Genomic DNA, 22,047 nt, shown 5'->3' on the forward strand with positions numbered 1-22,047 from the left:
GTTCCATGGGTGGAACGATGAATGCCAAACAAGCCTGCTACCGCCTGATTGGCATCATTGATAAGGTTATCTCAACCAAGAGAGGAGCCTTCTCATGAAAACGATTCTGGGTATTCACCGCAGCCCCCACGCCCACTGGGTAGGTGATGGTTTCCCGGTGCGCAGCCTGTTCACCTACGACAACCTGGCCAGCAAGATCAGCCCGTTCCTGCTGCTGGACTATGCCGGCCCTCATGACTTCACCCCGACCAGTGCGCGGCGCGGCGTTGGCCAGCACCCGCACCGCGGCTTCGAGACCGTGACCATCGTTTACCAGGGCGAACTGGAGCACCGCGACTCTACCGGCGCTGGCGGCTTGATCGGCCCCGGTGACGTGCAGTGGATGACTGCTGCCAACGGCATCATCCATGAAGAGTTCCACTCCCCAGGCTTCGCCCGCACTGGCGGTACGCTGGAGATGGTACAGCTGTGGGTCAACCTGCCGGCACGCGACAAGCGCGCAGCGGCTGGCTACCAGACGCTGCTGGCCGAGGACATCCCGGTGGTGGCGCTGGACGGCGAGGGCGGCAGCCTGCGGGTGATTGCAGGTGAATATCGTGGGCATTCGGGGCCGGCGCGAACCTTTACCGCCATGGATGTCTGGGACATGCGCCTGAATGCCGGTGCAACCTTGCAGCTGCCGGTTGCCGCCGGGCGCAATGCGGCGCTGGTGGTGTTGCGCGGCAATGTGCGGATCAACGGCGAGCGCGAAGCCGGCCCATCCAGCCTGGTGTTGCTTGACCGCGGCGGTGAGGATGTTGCCGTCGAAGCGCTGGAAGGTGCCAGCCTGCTGCTGCTCAGCGGTGAGCCGATCGACGAGCCGATCGTGGGCTATGGCCCGTTCGTGATGAACAGTCAGGCAGAAATTGCCGAGTCGTTCGACGATTTCCATGCCGGGCGGTTCGGGCAGATGCAGGATGCACGGGACGGTGCGGCGCATTGATCCTGGTTGATTGAATGGCTTGTCCGGCCCTATCGCCGGCAAGCCAGCTCCCACAGGTACAGCGATGCTCTCGAGATTGTCGCTGTACCTGTGGGAGCTGGCTTGCCGGCGATAGGGCCGGTACAGGTATTACATTTGCTGGCATGATGCAGCCATGCCCAAGCTCACCCCCTTGCACGCCGTGCGCCGATCATTGCCCACCCCCGGCCACCACACCTTGTGGCTGCGCTACCGCGCCCCTTACCACTGGCCCTCGACCCTGGCCTTCCTCGCTGCCCGCTGCATCCCCGGCATCGAGACCTGCCTCGACGGCACCTACCGCCGTACCCTGGTAATTGCCGGCCGCCACGCCGTCTTGCACGCCACACCTTCGGGTAGCCAGTACCTGCGGGTCCGCCTTGAGGGCGTCCCGGCCCACGCGCTACCCGGCCTGACCGCCAGGCTGAGGCGGGTCTTCGACCTTGATGCCGACCCCGCGCGCATCAATGCCGAACTGTCCCGCGATCCGCTGATGGCCCGCCTGCTACAGGAGCGCCCAGGCCTGCGCGTGCCACAAGGCTGGGACGCCTGCGAGCAGGCCATGCGCACTGTGCTGGGCCAGCAGGTCAGTGTGGCCGGGGCCATGACCCTGGCCGGCCGCCTGGTGCAACGCCACGGCGTGCCCCTGCGCTGGCCCGCACCGGGCCTGAGCCACGTGTTTCCGGCGCTGCCGGTATTGGCGGCTGCCCAGTTCGAGGATATGGGCATGCCGCGGGCGCGCGCCGCCACCCTGGGCACGCTGGCCAGTGCCTTGCTGGCCGAGCCCCGGCTGCTACGCCGCGGGCAAGTGCTGGATGAACTGCTGCGCAACCTGTGCCAACTCAAGGGGATCGGCCCCTGGAGCGCGCACTACCTGGCGTTGCGCCAGGCCGGCGCGGCCGATGCCTTGCCGCTGGGCGACGTGGCGCTGGTCAAGGCGTTGCGCCTGCTCGAAGGCGACGACGCCCAACTGGCGCAACGAGCCCTGGCCTGGCGACCGTGGCGAGCCTATGCGGCGCAGCATCTGTGGGCATCGCTGGGGCCTGCCGGCACCGCTCGTCGCTAAGTCTGCCATTGCGTTCGAACACTCGAACTGTGCAGGTGATCTTCCACTAAGGTGCTAGAGGATTCCCCGCATGATCATTGCCCAGGCGCATGGACGCCTGCCCCGGCATGCGCAATATCAATTGGCGCCTCGCCCGACAAAGGCGTACTCACACAACAGGCCATCCCAAAGAGAGGGTCGTACCATGTCGTTGATAGGAGTTTCGATGCTAGAAATGCGGCAGATGATCGAGCAGGCCTGCCTGCCCGACCGTTGCGAAGTCAGCTGCACGGACGGCGCCAACCTGACCATCCGCCTGGGTCAGGGCCAGAGTCTCGACGAGGGCGTGACCCTGAGCGGGGTCCCCCTGCATAGCCTCAACAGTTGCCGCGACTTGGTCAACCTGGTGGGGCAGCTGCACGCGCTGCGTGACAGCCACCCGGCGCCACTCAAGGCGATTGCCTGAGGCGCCTGCCGCGCCCCGGTCAGCCCAGGCTGGCCGGGCGCACATATTCCGGCATCAGGCCGTTGAACCAGAACAGGATCATCGCCACCAGGATGGTCACCAGCAGCAGCAACCCCACCCCCCACACGCAAGTCGCGAACAGCATGGCCTGTTCCTTCTTCAGGCGCAGGAAGGTCTGCAACCCGCCATACAGCAACACACTGCCATACGCCGAGGCTGCCAGCAGCGCCGCCAGCGCCAGCCAGCGGATCGGCAGCAGGCCGACCACCCCGGCAAAGAACCATGGCGTGGCGCAGTAGGCGGCAAAGCCGATGCACTGGTTGAGGCTGGGCTGCGCATCGAAACCGCGCGACATCCAGCGGATCATCGTGCCCATCAGCATCACCCCGACCACGGTAGTTGCATAGAGCAAGCCCGCCAGTTGCGCGGCGCTGGCCATGCTCAGGCGCACCCGTTCCTCGGCGGCCAGGCTCCAGCCGAAGGTGGTAGTGCCGACGAACAGGCACACCGCGGGGATCAATGCCAGGGCCAGCAGGCGCGGCAGATATTGCTGCGGGTGGTCTTCCTCGGCCCGGCGAATATCCAGCCAGGCGTCGGCGGGGTGAGTGAAGAGCTTGAGCAACGGACTGTTCATTGGCTTTCTCCGCGTTCTCCGGCAGGCGTGGGCCCTTTTGCTATGGAGACGTGCCGCGCCCCGTGGGTTCAGCCGGGTTGATCGCCGTTGATCGTCTTACAGCAGTTCCAGCAGCAGGTTGAGGCCGCCATCACCGCACTTGCCCTGGTCGCGGACCACACCGTGGTAGCTGCGCCCGTCCCAGACGAAGGCCACGCTGTGAGCGCGGTCGACCTTGTCGGGCAGCGGCGGGCAGATGTGCAGGCGCAGGCCCGGGCGGCCTTGCAGGTTGAGGGCGGCGAGTTGGCACTGGCATTCCACGCTTTGTGCCACCGGGCCGAACAGGGTGTCGCGTACGTAATCGAGTTGCAGTGAGGCGTTGGGCGCGCGGCAGGGCATTTTCATGGGCGCGCGGCTCCGCTGTGAGGGGTTGGGGAACAGGGCTGGCAGGGCATGGCGGGCTCCAGGCTGAAGAGGGCATGGCATATCGTTTGAAGCTTGCCTGGCCAAGATGTTCAACGTGTTTCATGCGCGTTCATCCTGTTTGCGCCGGGTGGCGGGCCGTTGGTCCGATTCAGCCACCGGCCTTGCGCAAGGTCAGGTTGATCCGCCGTTCACCCAGGCGCGGATGCACGCCGGGCTTGATCGGGAGCACGCCGTGAAAGCGCAAGCGGTCCTCGCCACCCCAGACCAGCACATCGCCATGGCTCAGTGGGATGCGCTGGGTTTTGTCGGCGCGCTGCAGGCCACCGAACAGGAACACCGCCGGCAAGCCCAGCGACACCGACACGATCGGTTGGCCGAAGTCCTGCTCGTCGCGGTCCTGGTGCAGGCTCAGGCGGGCGCCCGGCAGGTAATGGTTGACCAGGCAGGCATCCGGCACGAAGCCGTCGAACCCGGCCATGGCTGCGGCGCGGTTGGCCAGCTCGAGCAACACGGGGGGCAGGGCGGGCCAGGGTTTGCCGCTGAGCGGGTCGCAGGGGCTGTAGCGGTAGCCGTGTTCGTCACTGACCCAACCCAGCGTGCCGCAGTTGGTCAACCCTACCGCCATGCGCAGGCCGCCCGGGGTTTGCATGTGCCGGAACGGCGCGGCACGCAGCACCGGGCGCAGGGCATCGAGCAGAGGCTCGATCTCGGCCAGGGCGAAGCCGGGCAGCAGCACGGTGTCGCTGGCCAGGCGTTGCGGCTGGGGGCCGAACAGGTCGAGGTCGGACTGGATCATGGGGCAGGCATCGGTTGGGGTGTGGACCATTGTAATGCGCTTGGCAGGCTTGGCCTATTCGCGGGCATGCCCGCTCCCACAGGGGGGCGCAGGCTCTGACGGCGGTGGAGCACCTGTGGGAGCGGGCGTGCCCGCGAACAGGTCGGCAAGAAAAAGAGGTTCTGACAGGAATAAAAAGGAACCGCGGCACCAGGGAGAGGAGCACCGCGGTCCAAGGGGGGAGCGATCTACTGCTGGGTCACGGTGGCCACGTTCGCGCTGCCCAGCTGGCTGATGGTCGCGGTCTGGGTGACACCGCTCTGGTCGACGTACGCCTTGTTGCCCTGGCCTCCCTGGGTCACGTAGGCGACGTTGTAACTGTCAACCTGCTTGATGGTGGCTTCGTTGCCGCCACCGTACAGCTGGTTGGTGTAGCTCTGGTTGCTGTAGCCGGACTGGTCCAGGTTGATGACGTTGCCGGTGCCCTGGCTGTTGCCGTAGGCATAGTTTTCGGTGCCACGCTGGTCGGCGATCAGGATGTTGTCAGTGCCGTTCTGTTCGAAGTACAGCTCGTTGTTCATGTCGGCCTGCTTGGTCTCCATCTGGTTGCCGGTGCCTTTCTGGGTCAGCGTGGCCAGCTGGTTGTCACCGTTCTGGGTCAGGTTGGCGCCGTTGCCATTGCCGTTCTGGTTGATGGTGGCGTTCTGGTTGGTACCGAACTGGCCGCCCATCTTGGCGCCTTTCCAGTTGCTGGCAGTGACGCTGTTGCCATTGCCCTTGGTGTTGATGGTCAGGTTGAGGTTTTCACCGTTCTGGTAGGTGAAATGCAGGTTGTTGCTACCGGTCTGGGTGATGGTGGTGGTCGAGTTGTTGGTCTCGAACTGGTCCGACCAGCTGGCGTTGGCCGTGCCCTGTTGCGACAGGCTGACCTTGTTGTTCATGCCGAAGCTCTGGTCGATATAGCCTTCGTTCAGCTGGCCGGACTGGGTTACCGATGCCTGGCTGGCAGTCTGGTTGTCCTGCCACACTTCCACCGAGTTGCCGCCACCGTACTGGCCTATGCCGATGGTGCCGCCGGTGCCGTCGCGCTGGTCGCCATACGCCCAGTTGCCTTTGCCATCCTGATAGACCTGGATATCGCCATCGACGTAGCCCAGGTGCTCGGCGGCGGCGTAGTTGTCCTGGCCGGTCTGGTTGATGCTGCTGCTGTTGTTGCTGCCACCAAAGGTCTGCTCGATGAAGGCCTCGTTGCGCTGGCCGGATTGCCAGGTGGTGGCCTTGCTGCCTTCCTGGCTGTCCTGCCACACGGTCGAGGTGTTTTCGGCGCCTTGCTGGGTTTGCAGCGACTGGTTGCCCAGGCCCAGCGACTGGCTGACGAAGGCATCGTTGTAGCTGCCGCTGGCGTGCTGGGTGATCTGGCTGCCGTTCTCGAACAGTTGGTCGGCGTAGCCGGCGTTGTACTGGCCGTTGGCGCTCTGCTGGATATTGCTGGTGCTATCTGATTGCACCGCCAGGTGGTTGTTGCCCTTGCCGGTCTGGGTCTGGGTGGCCGAGGCGAATGGCGCCAGGGACTGGCTGACTTCGGCGATGTTTTCCTTGCCGTCCTGGGTCTGGGACGAGGTGCTGTCAGCAGCCATGGCCTGACCTGCAAGGGCCAGGACGATAGCGGCACTTAACGGAGCGAGCTTGTACATGGGGGTGCCTCCAGGGCTATCGGTATTGGGTGATCTGAACGTGCTGGCCATTGCCGGCCTGGGTCACGGAGCTGTTGAGGCCTGTGCCGGACTGCACGATGCTGGCGCTGTTGTCGTTGCCGATCTGCTCGATGGCCGCGCTGTTGCTGCTGCCGCTCTGGCGGATCGACGCGCTGTTGCCATTTCCCTGTTGGCTGATGATCGCCATCAGGTCACTACCTTCCTGCAAGATGTACGCTTCCTGCGCGCCACCGGCCTGGACGATGCGGCCCAGCAGGGCTTGGCCGTTCTGGTCGAGTGCAGCGCGGTTGCCCGCGCCTTGCTGCTCGATCACCGCAGCCTGGCCGGCGCCGGCCGGCAGCAGGCGGATGATCACCGGGTCGCCGAGGTCGTTGCCGGGCGCGAGGTCGGCATTGTCCAGCAGGTCGTCGGCCCAGCAGGCCTGGCCCACCAGGGCCAGGCCGAGCAGCAGGGGGTACAGGCGTTTCATTGCAACCTCCGGCCTTTACTGCACGGTTACGTTGACGGTGCGTGTGGTGCCTTGGCTGGTGGTGATCGTCGCCGTCGGTGCCGCAGTCGGGATGATCGTGGTGCTATTGCTCACCGCCAGGCGCCAGCGGCCGGTCAGCGCTACCGTGGCGGTGCCAAGGGTCTGCACGCCGGTAGTGGTGGTAACCCGCACGGTGACGGTGTTGCCGGTGGTGACCGACGAGGTACCGCTGAGGTCCCAGTTGTAACGGTTGTTGGAGCGTGCCGTGACCGTGGCAGCCGTGACCGTGAAGGTTTCGGCGGCGGGCCGTGGCGACACGTTGACGGTGACGGTGGTGGGGTTGGACAGCGCCCCCAGCGAGTCACGCGCCTGGTAGGTGAAGGTGGTGGTGAAGGCGGTGGTCACCGTGGCCGGTGGGGTGTAGGTCACCGTGGTGCCGTCGGTGCTGACCGTGCCCCGACCGGTAGCCGGCTGGGTGAGGGAGGTAGCGGGGACAGTCAGCGGCACGTTGCCTTCCGGATCGGTGTCGTTGGCCAGCACGTTGATGGTCAATGGCACGCCCAGGGTGGCGACGGTTTCCGGGTTGGCGGTTGGTGCCCGGTTGGGCGCTACGTTGATGGTGACAGTAGCCGGTGCCGACTTCAGGCCCTTGGCGTCCACCGCCCGGTAGCTGAAGGTGGCCACCACGGGTTGCGTGGCCCCGGCTGGCGGGGTGTAGGTGACCGAGGTGGTGCCGTTCATCACCACGCCGCCAAGGCCGGTACCGGGCTGGGTCAGGTCGCTGATGGTCAGCGGCACGTTGCCGTCCGGGTCGCTGTCGTTCTGCAGCAGGTTGAGGGTGATCGGGATACCGACGCTGGTGCTGCCGATATCGGCCTGGGCCAGCGGTGGCTGGTTGGCCGCCTCGACCGGTGCGTTGCCGACCACGACCACCGGTTCGACATCGCTGCCGCCACGTGCCGACTTGACCGTGATGGTGGCCGGTGGCTGCGGTACGTCGTTGACGGTCAGGCTCTGCAGCGTGCCTGCCTTGGACAGGCGACCGTAGCCCTGGGCGAGCAGGTCGGGGATCGCCACCTCATCACTGGAACTGGCCTCGATCAGCAGGCGCTTGTTGGCCCAGTCGTAGCGTGCGGTGCTGACCTTGACCACGTCGGTGAGCTTGCTCGACAGCGCGGTCGGCTGTGTGCCGCCGGCGCTGTTGCTGGCGGTGACCACCACCACTGCAGGCGGTGCCTCCTGGCCGAACTGCTGGTGGAAGAACAGCCCGTTGTTGTCGGCGGTGAGGGTGTACTGGCACGGCGAAGGCGGGGTGCCGACCAGGGCGATGCCATTGCGCATGCACAGGTTGGCTGCGCTGGGCGCCTTGGCGAACACTTCCGTGCGGGTGCCGGTGGCATTGCGCGAGTAGGTGGCGCGTTCCAGGCTGACCGGGGTCTGGGCCCGTTGGTCCAGTACTTTGCCTGAAACAGTGAAGGTGTTGGTCTGGATGGTGCCAGCGGGGCCTTGAATGCGCACGAAGTTGGTATTGAAGGGGCTGCCGGTCACCGCCTCGGTGATGTTGGGGTCGCCGATGTAGGTTTCGATGGCGCCGGTATCGGGGTTGACCGCGGTGTAAGGCCCGCCAACACCCTTCAGCCAAGGGCCGATCGCCCCCGCCAGCGCTCCCCGGAAGTTGCCAGGAGCACCAATGCCTATGTCCCGGGTGATGTTGATCGCGCGGCGCCCAGCCGTGGTGACGTTGACCGTCTCCACCCCGTAAGGGTGGGTGATGGTGTAGGTACCGGTACTTGGGACCGAAGCACGGATGCGGATCCGGGCGAAGCTTTGCTGGTCACCATCGACCGGGTTTTCGGCGGCGAAGGCTGCCTCCACCCCGGCTACATAGACCTCCAGCTCGTAGCCGCTGTTGCCGACCTGCGGAATGTCGGTTTCAGCCAGGAACCAGAACATCTCTGGCGGCCAGTTGTCCGGGAACACCAACGGCAGGGCATCGTCATAGATGCCGGGCTCGGGCAACAAGGTACACATGTAGGCGGGTGCCCCTGGCGCGCCGGGTGCTCGCGTACTGGTGGCACGGGACTGGCACAGCTCCAGGGACTGGTCGAGGCTGTCCTTGTACCACATCGGATAGCCACCGGTGGCGAAGGTGTAGGGCCCCGGGTCGACATCGGACAGCGCGGCAAACGCGGCGCTGGTAACGGTAAGGGAGAAACCGGCGGCCAACAGCGCACGGCGCGACCAAGTGTTCATGCTGCCTCCTTGAAGGCTGAGCCTTTGTCTGTTCATGGCACCAGCACCACGTCTTCGGTGTCGCTACCGCCATTGGCACTGGTGACCTGCACCTTGGCCGGCGGGATCGGCGACAGGTTGGTGCTCAGCGTTTTCACGGCGCCCGTGCCGCTCAGGTTGCCGATCAGCGCGCCGTTGCCGGTATGTGCGGTGAGCACTGGCGGCGTGGTTTCGTCGCTGGTGCTGGCCACCAGGGTCAGCTCGCCGGTGGACAGGCGGTACTGGGCCTGGGTGATGGTGACCAGGTCGGTCAGCGGCACGTTGGCGGTGGTCAGGCTGCTGGTGGGGATCGCCACGCTGTTGTCGGCGGTCAGCGTCAGGATCGTCCCGGCGGCCGGGTCGAGCACCGACTGGGCGTACCAGGCGCCGGTACCGTTGGCCTCGGTGAGGTTCAGGTTGGGTGTCTGGCTGGTCAGGGTGACGCTGGCCGGTGGCGGCGGGGCCATCACGAAGATGTCCTGCTGGGCGCGCAGGTCGCCGTTCTCGGTATGCCGCGAGTAGGTAGTGCGTTGCGGCATCAGCGGGGTTGGCAGGGCCACTGCGGAAAGCTTGCCCGAAACCGCGAACAGCTCGGTGCGCAGGTCGATGCCGCCGGGGCCTTCGATGCGCACGTAGTTGGTGTTGAACGGGCTGCCGGTCACCCGTTCTTCCAGGTTCGGGTCGCCGATGAAACGCTCGCTGCCTTCGGTGTAGGGGCCGTTGACACTGCGCAGGAACGGCCCGACATCGCCTTTCAGGGCACCGGTGAAATCACCTGCGCCGGCAATGCCGATGTCGCGGGTCATGTTGATCGCCCGGCGCCCGGCCGCAGGTACGTCGAACACTTCGACGCCATACGGGTGGGTGACCACGTAGGTGCCGGCGGTTGGCACGTCGACCCGGATACGCACCCGGGCGAAGCTGACCTGGTCGCCGTCGACCGGTTCTTCGGCGGCGAATGCCGCTTCGATCGCGGTGCCGTAGCTGAGATCGATGCCGCGAGTGGCGTCGACGATGGCGGCGTCGGCGGTGAACCAGAACGCCTCGTCAGGGAAGTTGGTGGGGAAGACGATGGGTTGGGTATCGTCGAACACGCCGGGGGTAGGCAGCAGCGTGCACATGTACGACGGTGCGCCGGGCGCGCCAGGTACCCGCGAGCTGACTGCCTTGGTCAGGCACAGGTCGAGGGTACGACCGTGGCTGTCCTGGTACCAGGCGGGGAAGCCGCCGTTGGCGGGCACATAGGCGCCTGGATCGACAGCGTTCAAGGCAGCCTGCGCCGGGAGCTGGAGCATGCCGGCGAAAATCGCCACTGCCAGCGGGTGGGGTATCGGTCGGTGCATGAGTCATTTCCTCCTGCAAACGGGCCCATGGACTTGGGGCGTCTGGCAGGAGATCGGCAATAGGCGTGCCAAGCCGGAAAAAATGTGCTGTAGCCCTTGCAGGGCAAGGGATCCAATTCCTTTTCAACGGTATTGGTAGGCGTTTGTCGTTGGGCACCGTGCCCCCAAGGTTGGGGAGTGGGGCAGGTCGTGCCGACCCATTCGTGACATTTGCGTGAACGCGGCCCTGTGGGCGCGGCCTTGCCCGCGAATGCGTGTGTAGCCCGCAAGGCAGACAGGCCTGGTGCAACGTCCGGACGGCCCCTTTGAAATCGAGCCTGAAACCGGTTTCAAAACATTTCTGAACACGCTAAATTATTCGGCTGTTTTCTTGATGGCCTATCAAGACCACCCCCCCCTATTGAAAATCAGATGGCGCTTTTCAAGGCCGCACACAGCCAATGAGGATTCGCAATGCCTGACCATGCCCCAGACAACCCGCGCAGGGACTTTCTGCGCAAGACCTTGACCTTGATCCCTGTGGTCACCGTGGCCAGCACAGGGCTTGGCGTGGGTGCCAGTCAGCTGCTTGCGGCCCCGCAACACGAGCCAAAAGTGCCGGCCACACCGCCAGCGGGCAACTACCAGCCGACGTTCTTCACTGCCGAGGAGTGGGCCTTCGTGCAGGCCGCCGTCTCGCGCATCATCCCGGCCGACGAGCTTGGTCCTGGTGCACTTGAAGCCGGCGCTGCCGAATTCATCGACCGGCAGATGAACACCCCCTACGCAACCGGCGCGCAGTGGTACATGCAGGGCCCGTTCAAGGCCGACGCCGCGCCCGAACTGGGTTACCAGCTGCAACTCAGCCCGCAACAGATCTACCGCCTGGGCATCGCCGCCGTGGACGGCTGGTGCAAGGCCAATTCAGGGCAAGTTTTTGCTGCGCAAGATAGCGCTACCCGAGACCACGTTCTCAGCAAGGTCGAGGCTGGAGAGCTGGTTTTCGACACCGTGCCGGCCAAGGTGTTCTTCAGCTTGCTGGTGCAGAACACCCGTGAAGGGTTCTTCTGCGACCCGATCCATGGCGGCAACAAAGGCATGGTCGGCTGGACCCAGATCGGCTTCCCCGGCGCCCGCGCCGATTTCATGGATTGGGTCGAGCGCAACGAGCCTTACCCGTTCCCGGCTGTTTCGATCCGTGGCGAGAGGGCCTGAGGCATGGCGACCGTGATGAAGAAAGTGGATGCGGTAATCGTGGGCTTTGGCTGGGCCGGCGCGATCATGGCCAAGGAACTGACCGAGGCCGGGCTGCAGGTGGTGGCCCTGGAGCGGGGGCCGATGCAGGACACCTACCCGGAAGGCAGCTACCCGCAGGTGATCGACGAGCTGACCTACAGCGTGCGCAAGAAGCTGTTCGTCGATGTGTCGAAAGAGACCGTCACCATCCGCCATGGCATGAACGACGTGGCACTGCCCAATCGCCAGCTCGGTGCCTTCCTGCCGGGCAAAGGTGTAGGTGGCGCAGGCCTGCACTGGTCTGGCGTGCACTTCCGGGTAGACCCGATGGAGCTGCGCATGCGCAGCCACTACGAAGAACGCTACGGGCGCAAGTTCATCCCCGAAGACATGACGATCCAGGACTTCGGGGTCAGTTACGAAGAACTGGAACCGCACTTCGACTTTGCCGAAAAGGTATTCGGTACCTCTGGCCAGGCCTGGACCGTCAACGGCCAGGTCGTTGGCGAAGGGAAGGGCGGCAACCCCTATGCGCCGGACCGTTCCAGCCCGTTCCCGCTGCCTTCGCAGAAAAACGTGGTGTCGGCCAGGCTGTTCGAAAAGGCGGCGGCCAGCCTGGGCTACAAGCCCTACAACCTGCCCTCGGCCAACACCTCCGGCTCGTACACCAACCCGTACGGGGCGCAGATGGGGCCGTGCAACTTCTGCGGTTTCTGCAGCGGCTACGTGTGCTACATGTACTCCAAGGCCTCGCCCAACGTGAACATCCTGCCGGCGCTGCGCCAGGTGCCGAACTTCGAATTGCGGCCCAACGCCCATGTGCTGCGGGTGAACCTGGACGACAGCAAGCGCAAGGCCACCGGCGTCACCTACATCGACGCCCAGGGGCGGGAAGTGGAGCAGCCGGCGGACCTGGTGATCCTGGCGGCGTTCCAGTTCAACAACGTGCGCCTGATGCTGCTGTCCGGCATCGGCAAACCGTACGACCCCATCAAGAACGAAGGCGTGGTCGGGCGTAACTTCGCCTACCAGAACATGGGCACGGTCAAGGCGTTCTTCGACAAGGACACCTACACCAACAACTTCATCGGCGCCGGTGGCAACGGCATTGCCATTGATGACTTCAACGCCGACAACTTCGACCATGGCCCGCACGGCTTCGTCGGTGGCTCGCCGATGTGGGTGAACCAGGCCGGCACACGGCCGATTGCCGGCGGCGCGACTCCGCCTGGCACACCGGCCTGGGGCAGCGCCTGGAAGAAGGCCACCGCCGATTACTACACCCACCAGGTGTCGATGGACGCCCACGGCGCCCACCAGTCCTACCGTGGCAACTACCTGGACCTCGACCCGACCTACCGCGACGCCTACGGCCAGCCGCTGCTGCGCATGACCTTCGACTGGCAGGAAAACGACATCAGGATGAACCAGTTCATGGTCGACAAGCTGAGCAAGATCGCCCAGGCGATGAACCCCAAGACCATTGCCGTGCTGGGCAAGAAGGTCAAGGACCACTTCAACACCGCCAGCTACCAGACCACCCACCTGAACGGCGGCGCGATCATGGGCACCGACCCGAAAACCAGTGCGTTGAACCGCTACCTGCAAAGCTGGGACGTGCACAACGTGTTCGTTCCGGGGGCTTCGGCGTTCCCCCAGGGGCTGGGCTACAACCCGACCGGGCTGGTGGCTGCGCTGACCTATTGGTCGGCCCGCGCCATCCGCGAGCAGTACCTGAAAAACCCTGGCCCGCTGGTCCAGGCTTGAGGAGCGATGCGCATGAAGACAATGTTGATCGCAACCCTGCTGGGTGCCAGCGTGGCTGCACAGGCTGCGCCGAATGACGATGCGCAGGTGCGCCAGGGCGAGTACCTGGCCCGCGCCGGCGACTGCGTCGCCTGCCATACCGCCAAGGGCGGCAAGCCGTTCGCCGGTGGGCTGCCGATGGAGACACCGATCGGCACGGTGTACTCCACCAACATCACCCCGGCGGCCAGTGGTATCGGCCAGTACAGCTTCGAAGACTTCGACCAGGCGGTGCGCAAGGGCATCGGCAAGGACGGCAGCACCCTGTATCCGGCCATGCCATACCCGTCCTATGCGCGCGTCAGCGAGCAGGACATGCAGGCGCTGTATGCCTACTTCATGAAGGGCGTGGAGCCGGTCGAGCAGCGGAACAAGGCCACCGACATCCCCTGGCCGCTGAGCATGCGCTGGCCGCTGGCGGTCTGGCGCGGGTTGTTCGCGCCAGAGGCCAAGCCCTGGCAGGCATCGGCGGCGGCCGACCCGGTGGTCAACCGCGGTGCCTACCTGGTCGAGGGCCTGGGGCACTGTGGCGCGTGCCATACGCCGCGGGCGCTGACCATGCAGGAAAAGGCACTGAGCCCACAGGATGGCGAGCAGTTCCTGGCTGGCAGTGCACCGCTGGAAGGCTGGATTGCCAAGAACCTGCGTGGCGACCACAAGGACGGCCTGGGTAGCTGGAGCGAAGAGCAGCTGGTGCAGTTTCTCAAGACTGGCCGTAGCGACCGCAGCGCCGTGTTCGGTGGCATGAGCGACGTGGTCGAGCACAGCATGCAACACATGAGCGACGCCGACCTGACCGCTATCGCCCGCTACCTGAAGACGTTGCCGCCGAGCAACCCTGACGACCAGCCGCACGTGTACGACAAACAGGTGGCGGATGCGCTGTGGAAGGGCGACGACAGCAAGCCCGGGGCGGCGGTGTACATCGACAACTGCGCGGCCTGCCACCGTACCGATGGCCAGGGCTATACCCGCGTGTTCCCGGCCCTGGCCGGCAACCCGGTGGTGCAGACGGCGGATGCCACATCGCTGATCCACGTGGTCTTGGCGGGGGGCACAGTGCCGGCGACGCACGCGGCACCGTCGAACTTCACCATGCCGGCGTTCGGCTGGCGCCTGAGTGACCAGGAGGTTGCCGAGGTGGTGAACTTCATTCGCACCAGTTGGGGTAACCAAGGGGACGCCGTCACCGCCAGTGACGTGAAAGCCCTTCGCTGACTGCAACCAGGCCCGGAGGTTTGCCGGGTTTACCTTGTGGGAGCGGGCGCGCCCGCGAAGCAGGCGACACGGTGGATGGCACCGGCTTCGCCGGTGTTCGCGGGCATGCCCGCTCCCACAGACGTCAACAGAAATATATCTATATATCAAGGACTTATTAGATATTTATGATGTTGTATAACACCTTTTTGTAGCAAAGCCGACCAACGGCATGTTGACGAACGCGTGCGATTTTGCTGTATTGAAACCGGTTTCATCGCTATCACAACAATCATAAGGACAGCCCATGACCGACGCGCCTGCCCATGCCCGCGAACGGGTCACCATCAGCGAAGTAGCGCGTGTCGCTGGCGTTTCCAAGGCCACCGTCTCCCGTTACATCGGCGGTGACCGGCAGTTGCTCGCCGAAGCCACCGCCAAGCGCCTGGAAGAGGTCATCGAGCGCCTCGGTTATCGCCCCAACCAGATGGCCCGTGGCCTGAAGCGCGGCCAGACGCGCCTGATCGGCATGCTGGTGGCCGATATCCTCAACCCCTATTCAGTGGCCGTGATGCATGGCGTGGAAACTGCCTGCCGCCAGCACGGCTACAGCCTGGTGGTGTGCAACACCAACCGCGACGACGAGCAGGAGCGTCACCACCTGGTGGCCCTGCAGTCCTACAACGTCGAAGGGCTGATCGTGAACACGCTTGGCCATCACCCCGGCGAATTGCTCAACCTGCAGCGCGACATCCCCATGGTGCTGGTCGACCGCCAGTTGCCCGAACTGAATGTCGACCTGGTGGGCCTGGACAATGCCGACGCGGTCGAGCAGGCCCTGGACCACCTGCAGGCGCAAGGCTACCGCGACATCTTGGCGGTAACCGAACGCCTCGATGGCACCAGCTCGCGGCTGGAGCGGGTGCAAGCGTTCGGCACATCGATCAGCCGGCGCCCCGGCATGCGCCAGCAGGTGCTGGAAATCGGCGCCGGGCTGGATGACCAGCTGGCTTCGTTCCTCGCCGGCAGCGGCCATGGCCCGCAGGCCATCTTCACCTTCAACGGTGTCGCCACCCTGGCCGTGACCCGTGCCCTGCACGAAGCGGGGCGCAATCTGTTCGCGGACGTCGGGCTGATCGCCCTCGACGACCTTGACTGGTACCCCTTGGTCGGCAGTGGCATCACTGCACTGGCCCAGCCCACCGAGCGTATCGGCGTGGCAGCATTCGAGAGCCTGCTTGGCCGCCTGCGCGGCGACAGCGGGGCAGCCCGGCGCATCGACTTCAAGGCCGAGCTGATCATCCGAGGTTCAACCCAGCCACAGTAATCACAGGCAGGCACCTGCGTGCCTGCTGTCATCAAAAAATGAAACCGGTTTCATAAGGACAACAACAATGCACTCGAGCCCCGTTTCCATCAGCCTCTCCAGCTACGGTGCCGACTTTGTCCGGCAACGTGGCCAGGAGCAGTTCCTTGACCTGCTGGCTGCCGCTGGCGTTACCCGCGTGGAACTGCGCGAAGAACTGTTCACTTGTGCGCCGGACACTGCAGCGCTGGCTGCAGCCATTGCCGCGCTGCGCCTTGAGTGCCTGTATTCCACGCCCCTGGAACTGTGGACCGCACAAGGCGAGCTTGACCCGCAATTGGCGCAAAAGCTGGAAACCGCCCGCGCCCTTGGCGCGGTAGCGCTCAAGGTTTCCCTGGGCCACTACCATGCGGGCTGTGACGTCGCGGCCTTGGCGACGCTGTTGCCGGCGCACGGGCTATTGCTGCTGGTGGAGAACGACCAGACCGCGCAAGGTGGACGAATCGAACCCCTGCAGCAGTTTTTCCAGCGCGCCGACGAACTCGGGCTGAGCCTGGGCATGACCTTCGATATCGGTAACTGGCAGTGGCAGGGCGAGCCTGCCCGGCACGCCGCACGCCAGCTTGGCCGCTGGGTGCGCTATGTGCACTGCAAGGCCGTGCAGCGCCGGGCCGATGGCCGCCTGGTAGCCGTCCCGCCAGAGACTGCGGACCTGCAGGAGTGGGCCGAGCTGATGGCCGAGTTCACCCCCGGCGTGGTGCGTGCTGTCGAGTACCCGTTGGTGAGCGACGATCTGCTGGCGCTGACCCGTGCCCAGGTGCGCGACCTGGCGGCGCTGGGGCAGGGCGTATCGAGTGAGGAGCTGAGCCATGCATGAGCATGACGTGCTGTGTTTCGGCGAGACCATGGCCATGTTCGTCGCCGAGCAGGCCGGCGACCTGGCCAGTGTCGGCCAGTTCGGCAAGCGCATCGCCGGCGCCGACAGCAACGTGGCCATCGGCCTGGCGCGGCTGGGCTTCAAGGTCCGCTGGCTGAGCCGGGTAGGCGACGATTCGCTGGGCCGTTTCGTGCTCGACAGCCTGCGCCGCGAAGGCCTGGACTGCTCCGGCGTAGAGGTGGATGCCAGCTACCCCACCGGCTTCCAGCTCAAGGCCCGCTGCGATGACGGCAGCGACCCGGCGGTGGAGTACTTCCGCCGTGGCTCGGCGGCCAGCCGGCTGTCGCCGGCGTTGCTGCGCCCGGGCTCTTTGCAGGCCCGCCACCTGCACGCCACCGGCATCCCGCCGGCGCTGTCGGAGGGCTGCCGGGCGCTGTCGCATGCGTTGATGGACGCCATGCGTGCCGCCGGGCGCAGCATCTCGTTCGACCCCAACCTGCGCCCCTCGCTGTGGCCTGACCAAAGCAGCATGGTGCGCGAAGTCAATGCCCTGGCGGCCAAGGCCGACTGGGTTCTGCCAGGCCTGGAGGAGGGCCGCTTGCTGACCGGCCAGCACACCCCGGCAGACATCGCCGCGTTCTACCTCGACCAAGGGGTGGAACTGGTGGTGATCAAGCTGGGCGATGCCGGTGCCTACTTCCGCAGCGCCAAGGGCGAAGGCCAGGTGGCGCCGGTGCCGGTCAGCCATGTGGTGGACACCGTTGGCGCCGGCGATGCCTTTGCCGTCGGCGTGCTCAGTGCGCTGCTGGAGGGCCACCCGGTAGCCGAGGCAGTGTCGCGTGGCAACTGGTGCGGCAGCCGTGCCGTGCAATCGCGTGGCGACATGGAAGGGCTGCCGCTGCGCCATGAGCTGCAGGCCCACGACCTGCGCAGAAGCGCGTGAACACTTGACCACGAAACACCTGTTGCAACAAAAACAACAAGCTCAGGAGAAACGAACCATGCAAAGCCAAAGCCTGGCACCTCGCCGCTGGTGGTACATCATCCCGATCGTGTTCTTCACCTATAGCCTTGCGTACCTGGACCGCGCCAACTACGGGTTCGCCGCCGCTTCCGGCATGGCTGAAGACCTGCACATCACCCCCGCACTGTCTTCGCTGCTGGGGGCACTGTTCTTCCTTGGTTACTTCTTCTTCCAGGTGCCTGGCGCCATCTACGCGGAAAAGCGCAGCGTGAAGAAGCTGATCTTTGTCTGCCTGATCCTCTGGGGTGGCCTTGCCACGCTCACTGGCGTGGTCAGCAACGTCTACATGCTGATCGGCATCCGCTTCCTGCTCGGGGTGGTGGAGGCGGCGGTGATGCCGGCCATGCTGGTATACCTGTGCCACTGGTTCACCCGCGCCGAGCGTTCGCGCGCCAATACCTTCCTGATCCTCGGCAACCCGGTGACCATCCTGTGGATGTCGGTGGTGTCGGGCTACCTGGTCAAGCACTACGACTGGCGCTGGATGTTCATCATCGAAGGCCTGCCCGCGGTCATCTGGGCGTTCTTCTGGTGGCGCCTGGTGGATGACCGCCCGGCCCAGGTGAACTGGCTGAGCGAGCAGGAAAAGGCCGCCCTGGAACAGGCGCTGGCTACCGAGCAGCAAGGTATCAAGCCAGTGAAGAACTACCGCGAGGCGTTCCGCTCGCCGCAGGTGATCATCCTTTCGCTGCAGTACTTCTGCTGGAGCATCGGTGTGTATGGCTTCGTGCTGTGGTTGCCGTCGATCCTCAAGCAGGCGGCCAACCTCGACATCGTGCAGGCCGGCTGGCTGTCGTCGGTACCTTACCTGGCGGCGGTGCTGGGCATGGTCGGTGTGTCGTGGGCGTCCGACCGCCTGCAGAAGCGCAAGCGCTTCGTCTGGCCACCACTGCTGATCGCCGCCGTTGCGTTCTATGGCTCGTACGCCCTGGGCAGCGAGCACTTCTGGCTGTCGTACGCGTTGCTGGTGGTCGCCGGCGCCTGCATGTACGCACCCTATGGCCCGTTCTTCGCGATCGTGCCCGAGATCCTGCCGGCCAACGTCGCGGGCGGTGCCATGGCGCTGATCAACAGCATGGGCGCGCTGGGCTCGTTCGGTGGCTCGTGGCTGGTGGGTTACCTCAATGGCGTCACGGGCGGGCCCGGTGCCTCCTACCTGTTCATGTGCGGTGCGCTGCTGGCCGCAGTGGCGCTTACCGCCGCACTCAATACTTCCCAGACATCCGGCCGGGCCAAGCGCGGCAACTCGCGCCTGGCCATGAACCATTAGGAACCTGTGCAATGAAGAAGCGAATCGTCCTGTACAAACGCCTGTCCGACGACTTGATGGCACGCCTGCAAGAGCGCGTCGAGGTGACCTGGGTGGACACCTCCGGGCCCGATGGCCTGGCGCGCCTGCGCGATGCCTTGCCGGGGGCGCACGGGCTGCTGGGGGCCAGCCTGCGCCTGGACGCCAGCCTGCTCGACCTGGCGCCACAGCTTGAAGTGGTGTCCAGCGTTTCGGTCGGCGTGGACAACTACGACATCGCCGAGCTCAGCCGGCGTGGCGTGATGTTGACCAACACCCCCGACGTGCTTACCGAAACCACCGCCGACACGGGCTTTGCCTTGATCCTGGCCACCGCCAGGCGGGTGGTGGAGCTGGCGAACTGGGTGCGAGACGGGAACTGGCAGGCCAACCTCGGCCCGGCGCATTTCGGCAGCGATGTGCACGGCAAGACGCTGGGCATCGTCGGCATGGGCCGCATCGGCGAGGCCCTGGCCCGGCGTGCCGCGGCCGGCTTCGGCATGCGTGTGCTGTATCACAGTCAGCGTGCCAAGCCTGAGGTTGAGGCGCGCCATGCGGCGCGCCGATGCAGCCTGGATGAGCTGTTGCAGCAGGCGGATTTCGTTTGCCTGACCGTGCCGCTGAGTGCCAGCACCGAAGGCCTGATCGGCGCGCGGGAGCTGGCGCTGATGAAGCCGCAGGCAATCCTGGTGAACATTTCCCGCGGGCGCGTGGTGGATGAGCCGGCGCTGATCGACGCGTTGCGTGCCCGGCGCATACGCGGCGCCGGCCTGGATGTATTCGTGCAGGAGCCGTTGCCGGCGCAGTCGCCGTTGTTGCAGCTGGACAACGTGGTGGCGACCCCGCATATCGGCTCGGCGACCGAGGAAACCCGCCAGGCCATGGCGCGCTGTGCGGTGGACAACCTGCTCAGTGCGCTGGCTGGTGAGCGCCCGGCCAACCTGGTGAATGGCTAAAGCCAGATCCACAAACCTGCGCGGCCCCTGTGGGAGCGGGCATGCCCGCGAAGCAGGCAATGCGGTGGATGGCACCGGCTGCGCCGGTGTTCGCGGGTAAACCCGCTCCCACAGGTACAGCGCATTCTTTCGGCAGGTGGGTCCCTGTGGGAGCGGGCATGCCCGCGAAGCAGGCGACGCGGTGGATGGCACCGGCTACGCCGGTGTTCGCGGGCGCGCCCGCTCCCACAGGTACGGCACATTCCTTCGGCTGGTGGAGTCCCTGTGGGAGCGGGTTTACCCGCGAAGCAGGCGACGCGGTGGATGGCACCGGCTGCGCCGGTGTTCGCGGGCGCGCCCGCTCCTACAGGTACGGCGCATTCCTTCAGCTGGTGGGCACCCTGTGGGAGCGGCCTTGTGTCGCGAAAGGGCTGCAGGGCAGCCCCCGGAGTCAATGCGATTCTGAACGCTGCGCCTGCGCTGGCGCAGCACTCTCCACCGGCTCCAGCGGCGGGTGCTCCTGCGCCGCATGCATCAGGTCTTCGGTCACCCGCAACTCGGCACCGGTCGGCGAGAAGGTGGTCGAAGCGGTGAACGGGGCCGGGTGCTCTGCCGCCGGGCGCTTGCCACGGCGCCACATGAAGAAGCACACCATGGCCAGGTTGACCACGGCAAAGGCCCAGAACAACCCGGCCTCGCCAAACTCGGTCATCATCGGCGAAATCGCCACCGGCGCCATGGCCGAACCCAGCGAGTTGATTAGCAGCAGGCCCTGGATCATCGGCACCAGTGCATCCGATGGCGCCCGGTCGGCCGCATGGCTGACCGCCACCGGGTACAGGGTGAACACGCCACCACCCAGCAGGAACAGCATCGCCGGCAGCAGGATCGAATCCGACGGCAGGAACACCGTGACCAGCGACAGCAGCACGCACAGCGCGGCCAGGGCGATCAGCACATCCTGGCGGTCCTTGCGGTCGGACCAGCGTCCGACCGGGTATTGCAGCAGCATGGCACCAAGAATTACCCAGGCCATCATGTTGCCGACCTCGCCCACATCCAGGCCGATGCGCTGCAGGTACAGCGGCAGCAAGGCATAGATGCCGGCAATGGCCACACCCGAACCGAAGCAGCCGACCAGGCCCGACGGCGCAACGCCCAGCAACTGGCGTGGCTTGAGCGGTTCGACCTGGTCCAGCAGCGGCGACACCCGCGGTAGGATCACGATGGGCAGTACCGACAGGGCGGCGAGCACGCCGGCCAGCATGAACGGTGCGGTGTCACCCATGTGGGTGATTTCGCCAAGGCCGGCCTGGGCGATGACCCCGGCGCCGTAGAAGGCGATCATGTACAGCGCCAGCAGGCGGCCGCGGATCTTGGCGTCACCGGCCAGCAGCAGCCAGCTTTCGATCACCAGGAACACGCCCACCGCCGCCCAGCCGTTGATCAGGCGCAGCACCGACCACCACGTGACGTCGTAGAACAGGCCTTGCAGCAGGATGGTCACGGCGATCAGCGAGGCGAAGCTGGTGTAGGCGCGGATATGGCCGATGCGCAGGATCAGCCGGTCGTTGAAGATGGCACCCAGGGTCAGGCCGATGAAGTAGGTCGAGGAAACCACACCGATGGTGGTGGCCGACTCGCCGGCAGCGCCCAGGCGCAGGGTGGTAAGGGAAGACATGAAGCCGTTGCCCAGGGCAATGATGAACAGCCCGAGCAGGGGCGCCAGCGCCATGGCCAGCAAACGCGGAGACATACGTACCTCTAGTTGGATGAGCGGAATGAGCGCCTTTTCGGACGCGCACACCGGCTCGACCCGAACGGGGCCGAGGGGCTGCACGGATGTGCCTGGGCTGGATGCGACGCTGCCGGTTGCCACCGTTCAAGGCGACGGGCGAAAAGGAAGCGCGATTCTACGGGCTTGCGCGGTTTTGCCCAAGGGGCTTGGGTGTGCGACGAGACGCCGCAGTCTGTGGGCGACACGAATGCGTCTTGGGCGGACATCCCGGGGCCGCCTTGCGGCCCAATCGCCGGCAAGCCAGCTCCCACCTCGACTGCATCGACCTCAAGCATTGTGCAGTACCTGTGGGAGCCGGCTTGCCGGCGATGGGGCCAGAACAGGCAACACAAGACAGTTACTCCCGCATGGTGGTGATACCTCAAGGCTTGGCGCTGTACCTGTGGGAGATTCTATGGTTGTGGGCAATGCTTTTTGCCCCCTTTGCTCATGTATTCGCCTTGAGTCTTCATCAAGGCGAATGCAATTCTGGCCAGCT

General features: G+C 65.4%; 19 protein-coding genes. 11 read left to right on the forward strand and 8 right to left on the reverse strand.

Annotation, left to right across the window (positions count from 1 at the left end; all coding sequences use genetic code 11):
• The first annotated feature begins 94 nt into the window (after positions 1-94).
• The 3 genes from CAG22_RS19355 (at position 95) to CAG22_RS19365 (ending at position 2,511) form a co-directional block, all read left to right on the forward strand.
• Complete coding sequence (locus tag CAG22_RS19355; protein WP_025339299.1) at positions 95-982, forward strand: pirin family protein; 888 nt, start codon at positions 95-97, stop codon at positions 980-982.
• A gap of 154 nt (positions 983-1,136) precedes the next feature.
• Entirely contained in the window at positions 1,137-2,066 is a 930-nt protein-coding gene (locus CAG22_RS19360; protein WP_085588561.1) for a DNA-3-methyladenine glycosylase, read from the forward strand.
• A gap of 184 nt (positions 2,067-2,250) precedes the next feature.
• The gene (locus CAG22_RS19365) at positions 2,251-2,511 is read left to right on the forward strand and encodes a DUF1652 domain-containing protein (protein ID WP_025339297.1); all 261 of its coding nucleotides are present in this window, start codon (positions 2,251-2,253) and stop codon (positions 2,509-2,511) included.
• Positions 2,512-2,530: 19 nt separating this feature from the next.
• On the opposite strand, the gene CAG22_RS19370 is transcribed toward CAG22_RS19365, so the two are convergent.
• From CAG22_RS19370 to CAG22_RS19400, 7 genes are all read right to left on the reverse strand, one after another.
• Positions 2,531-3,145 carry a Yip1 family protein gene (locus tag CAG22_RS19370; RefSeq protein WP_085705978.1) on the reverse strand — a complete coding sequence of 205 codons (615 nt, stop codon included), beginning with the start codon at positions 3,143-3,145 and terminating at the stop codon, positions 2,531-2,533.
• Between the two features lie 96 nt (positions 3,146-3,241).
• Positions 3,242-3,529: a hypothetical protein gene (locus CAG22_RS19375; RefSeq protein ID WP_025339295.1), complete on the reverse strand. Its 288-nt coding sequence runs from the start codon at positions 3,527-3,529 to the stop codon at positions 3,242-3,244.
• A gap of 169 nt (positions 3,530-3,698) precedes the next feature.
• Positions 3,699-4,346: a DNA oxidative demethylase AlkB gene (alkB, locus tag CAG22_RS19380; protein WP_085705986.1), complete on the reverse strand. Its 648-nt coding sequence runs from the start codon at positions 4,344-4,346 to the stop codon at positions 3,699-3,701.
• 227 nt (positions 4,347-4,573) lie between these two features.
• Positions 4,574-6,019 carry a curlin gene (locus CAG22_RS19385; RefSeq protein WP_085705979.1) on the reverse strand — a complete coding sequence of 482 codons (1,446 nt, stop codon included), beginning with the start codon at positions 6,017-6,019 and terminating at the stop codon, positions 4,574-4,576.
• A gap of 16 nt (positions 6,020-6,035) precedes the next feature.
• Positions 6,036-6,509, reverse strand: a complete 474-nt coding sequence (locus CAG22_RS19390; protein ID WP_025339292.1) for a curlin — start codon at positions 6,507-6,509, stop codon at positions 6,036-6,038.
• Positions 6,510-6,524: 15 nt separating this feature from the next.
• Positions 6,525-8,762, reverse strand: a complete 2,238-nt coding sequence (locus tag CAG22_RS19395; RefSeq protein WP_085705980.1) for an Ig-like domain-containing protein — start codon at positions 8,760-8,762, stop codon at positions 6,525-6,527.
• A 32-nt stretch (positions 8,763-8,794) separates the two neighbouring features.
• Positions 8,795-10,123, reverse strand: a complete 1,329-nt coding sequence (locus CAG22_RS19400) for a hypothetical protein (protein WP_085705981.1) — start codon at positions 10,121-10,123, stop codon at positions 8,795-8,797.
• Positions 10,124-10,576: 453 nt separating this feature from the next.
• On the opposite strand from CAG22_RS19400, the gene CAG22_RS19405 reads away from it, so the two are divergent.
• The 8 genes from CAG22_RS19405 to CAG22_RS19440 all read left to right on the forward strand — a co-directional run bounded on the left by CAG22_RS19405 (position 10,577) and on the right by CAG22_RS19440 (position 19,792).
• Positions 10,577-11,317, forward strand: a complete 741-nt coding sequence (locus tag CAG22_RS19405) for a gluconate 2-dehydrogenase subunit 3 family protein (RefSeq protein WP_085664763.1) — start codon at positions 10,577-10,579, stop codon at positions 11,315-11,317.
• A 3-nt stretch (positions 11,318-11,320) separates the two neighbouring features.
• On the forward strand, positions 11,321-13,105 hold the full coding sequence (locus CAG22_RS19410) for a GMC family oxidoreductase (RefSeq protein ID WP_025339280.1): 1,785 nt from the start codon (positions 11,321-11,323) through the stop codon (positions 13,103-13,105).
• 12 nt (positions 13,106-13,117) lie between these two features.
• A complete protein-coding gene (locus CAG22_RS19415) occupies positions 13,118-14,362 on the forward strand; it encodes a cytochrome c (RefSeq protein WP_085705982.1) in 1,245 nt (414 codons plus the stop codon).
• A gap of 286 nt (positions 14,363-14,648) precedes the next feature.
• Positions 14,649-15,668, forward strand: a complete 1,020-nt coding sequence (gene ptxS / locus CAG22_RS19420) for a transcriptional regulator PtxS (RefSeq protein WP_025339278.1) — start codon at positions 14,649-14,651, stop codon at positions 15,666-15,668.
• Between the two features lie 67 nt (positions 15,669-15,735).
• Positions 15,736-16,524, forward strand: coding sequence for a TIM barrel protein (locus tag CAG22_RS19425; protein WP_085705983.1), 789 nt, complete (start codon positions 15,736-15,738; stop codon positions 16,522-16,524).
• Entirely contained in the window at positions 16,517-17,467 is a 951-nt protein-coding gene (locus CAG22_RS19430; RefSeq protein ID WP_085692517.1) for a sugar kinase, read from the forward strand. The genes CAG22_RS19425 and CAG22_RS19430 overlap by 8 nt, the downstream gene beginning before the upstream one ends.
• 58 nt (positions 17,468-17,525) lie before the next feature.
• Entirely contained in the window at positions 17,526-18,818 is a 1,293-nt protein-coding gene (locus CAG22_RS19435; RefSeq protein ID WP_085705984.1) for an MFS transporter, read from the forward strand.
• A gap of 11 nt (positions 18,819-18,829) precedes the next feature.
• On the forward strand, positions 18,830-19,792 hold the full coding sequence (locus CAG22_RS19440; RefSeq protein ID WP_085588593.1) for a D-glycerate dehydrogenase: 963 nt from the start codon (positions 18,830-18,832) through the stop codon (positions 19,790-19,792).
• Between the two features lie 430 nt (positions 19,793-20,222).
• On the opposite strand, the gene CAG22_RS19450 is transcribed toward CAG22_RS19440, so the two are convergent.
• Positions 20,223-21,527 carry an MFS transporter gene (locus CAG22_RS19450; RefSeq protein WP_063914168.1) on the reverse strand — a complete coding sequence of 435 codons (1,305 nt, stop codon included), beginning with the start codon at positions 21,525-21,527 and terminating at the stop codon, positions 20,223-20,225.
• Between the last annotated feature and the right edge of the window lie 520 nt (positions 21,528-22,047).

Source organism: Pseudomonas sp. B8(2017), from assembly GCF_002113575.1.
GTDB lineage: Bacteria > Pseudomonadota > Gammaproteobacteria > Pseudomonadales > Pseudomonadaceae > Aquipseudomonas > Aquipseudomonas putida_Z.